Origin of the sequence: Leptospira yasudae (assembly GCF_003545925.1) — a bacterium.
Lineage (GTDB): Bacteria > Spirochaetota > Leptospiria > Leptospirales > Leptospiraceae > Leptospira > Leptospira yasudae.
In genome coordinates this window covers 477,501-480,000 of the sequence record NZ_QHCU01000001.1, presented here as the reverse complement: position 1 = coordinate 480,000, position 2,500 = coordinate 477,501, and the positions used below count along the sequence as shown (strand labels likewise).

3 protein-coding genes (2 of these 3 only partly in view) are annotated in these 2,500 nt (G+C 46.1%); all 3 read left to right on the top strand.

Going from position 1 to position 2,500, the window contains the following annotated elements; genetic code table 11:
- Positions 1-355: the 3' portion of a 50S ribosomal protein L10 gene (rplJ, locus tag DLM76_RS02365; protein WP_118955133.1), read on the top strand. The gene continues 179 nt to the left of window position 1, outside the view; only the last 355 of its 534 coding nucleotides appear in the window; its start codon lies off the left edge, out of view; the stop codon is at positions 353-355.
- A 50-nt stretch (positions 356-405) separates the two neighbouring features.
- The gene (gene rplL, locus DLM76_RS02360) at positions 406-786 is read left to right on the top strand and encodes a 50S ribosomal protein L7/L12 (RefSeq protein WP_118955134.1); all 381 of its coding nucleotides are present in this window, start codon (positions 406-408) and stop codon (positions 784-786) included.
- Between the two features lie 247 nt (positions 787-1,033).
- Positions 1,034-2,500: the start of a DNA-directed RNA polymerase subunit beta gene (gene rpoB / locus DLM76_RS02355; protein WP_118955135.1), read on the top strand. It continues 2,214 nt past the right edge of the window; the window shows 1,467 of its 3,681 coding nt (coding positions 1-1,467); it begins with the start codon at positions 1,034-1,036; its stop codon lies beyond the right edge, outside the window.

The following is a 2,500-nucleotide window of genomic DNA, read 5'->3' as shown; positions in this document are numbered from 1 at the left end:
AGCCTTGAAAGAATCCGGAGCCCACAAAGATAAGAATATTTCTTTCGGACCCGAATACCAAGGACCTCTCGCAGCGATCTTCGCAAACGATAACCTTCCTACCGTCGCAAAAGTCTGCAAAGATTTCGCGAAGAACAACAAGAACCTGATCGTAAGAGCGGGTTATATGGACGGTTCCGTTCTCGACGCAAACGGAGTAGAGGCAATCGCAGGTCTTCCAAGCCGCGAACAACTTCTTGCTCAGATTGCCGGTGGAATCAACGCGCCTGCGAGAACGATCGCATCCGGTATCAACCAGATCATCGCGTCTCTTGCAAGAGCGATCCAAGCGACGGCAGAGAAGAACAACGCATAACGTATTTTTTAAAATAGCAAAACGACTAAACGGAATCAAAGGAGCATACAATGTCTACAGAAGCGCTATTAGAGCAAATTGGCAAACTAACCTTAGTTGAGGCTGCAGACCTCGTGAAAAAAATGGAAGATAAATTCGGCATTTCTGCTGCAGCACCAGTTGCGGTAGCTGCTGCAGCTGCCCCTGCTGCCGGCGGAGCGGCTGCTGAAGAAGCTTCTACTTTCAACGTCATCCTGAAAGGGTTTGGCGATAAAAAAATCGAAGTGATCAAACTCGTTAGAGAGATCACCGGACTCGGATTGAAAGAGGCGAAAGACCTCGTTGAAGCTGGTGGAAAAGCCGTTAAAGAAGGCGTTTCCAAAGCGGAAGCTGATGACCTCAAAAAGAAACTCGAGGGCGTTGGCGCACAGATTGAACTCAAAGCGAGCTAATCGTTTCGTTAGAGCTCTGTTAGCGCTAGCTTTCAAAAATCCTTTCACTCACGGCAAGGAGGCCTGGTTTTCAGGTACCTCCTTGTTCTATTGTATTTACAGCCTTCAGAAATTTGGTATCATTTCCGGGAAAATGTCTTAGGCTGAGAGAGTCGGAATTCTCCATTTTGCAAAAAAAGCGGGATGGACGAATCCAACCATTGAATACAGGTCATAGTTTTTCATTTATCGATAGGGAGCACAAAGAATGTACGGTCAAGTAGAGAGAAAACGGGTAAATTTCGGAAAAATCACGAATCTGGATTACCTTCCTAACTTGATTCAAATTCAGAAGCGTTCTTTCGATTGGTTTCTTCAAACCGACGTCAAAGACGAAACCAAAAGAAAGCATCAAGGGTTAGAAGCTGTATTCCGGGAAACCTTTCCTATTGAAAGTCCCAACAACGATATGATTATGGAATACAGTCATTACATTCTCGGGGAACCGAAACGTTCTCCACAAGAATGTAAGGATACGGACGCGACTTTCGCGATGCCGTTAAAAGCGGTGATCCGACTGATCATCAAAGAAACCGGAGAAATCCGCGAACAAACGGTTTACATGGGAGATCTTCCCGTGATGACCGAGCAGGGAACGTTCATCATCAACGGAGCGGAGCGAGTCGTCGTTTCTCAGCTTCACCGTTCTCCAGGTATTTTCTTTTCTTATGACATGGAAAGAGACGTCTTCTCCGCCAGAGTGATTCCTTACAGAGGATCTTGGCTGGAGTTCGAGATGGACAACAAGGGAATTCTGATCGCAAAGATCGACAGAAAGAAAAAATTCCCGGCGACTCTTCTCATCAAATCCTTAGGACACGGAACCAACGAAGAAGTTCTTCGTTTATTCTACAGTTCCCGTAAGGAAAAAATCGCGGGCGCGACTTCCAAGGATCTGAAAAAGATTCTCGGAAGAAGAACCATCAACGACATCATCAACATGGAAACCGGAGAGGTAATGCTCGAAGCCGGTTCCAAAATCAACGAAGACAATATCTCGATCTTGAAAGAGATGAAAGTAAAAGAAGTCGAGTTGATCGAGTTCCCAAAAGGAAAAGACAATCCGATTCTGATCAACGCTCTTGAAAAAGACGGAGTGAACGACTACGAGGACGCGATCCTCAAGTTCCATTCTCTCATGCGTCAGGGCGAGCCTTCCACGATCGAAAACGCGACCGCGGAACTGAACCGTCTTTTCTTCTCTCCGAAAACCTTCGATCTCGGAGACGTGGGACGTTATAAAATCAATTCTAAGTTCGAATTCAACAATCCGAAAGAATTTTCCGGTGAAAAGGCGCGCGTTCTAAGACCTTCGGACATCATCGAAACCGTCCGTTACATTCTGAACCTCTTCTCCGAAACGGAAAACTACTATCCGGATGATATCGACCACCTTGGAAACAGAAGGATCCGTTCCGTTGGAGAGTTGATCTCCAACCAACTCAAAACCGGATTCTCCAGAGTAGAAAGAGTAATCAAAGAAAGAATGACGGTTCAGGAGATCGAAACACAAACTCCTCAACTTCTCATTTCGATCAAACCGATCACGGCCGTGATCAACGAATTTTTCGGTTCTTCTCAGCTTTCTCAGTTTATGGATCAGACCAACCCTCTCGCGGAACTGACTCACAAACGGAGATTGAACGCACTCGGACCAGGCGGTCTTTCCAGAGAC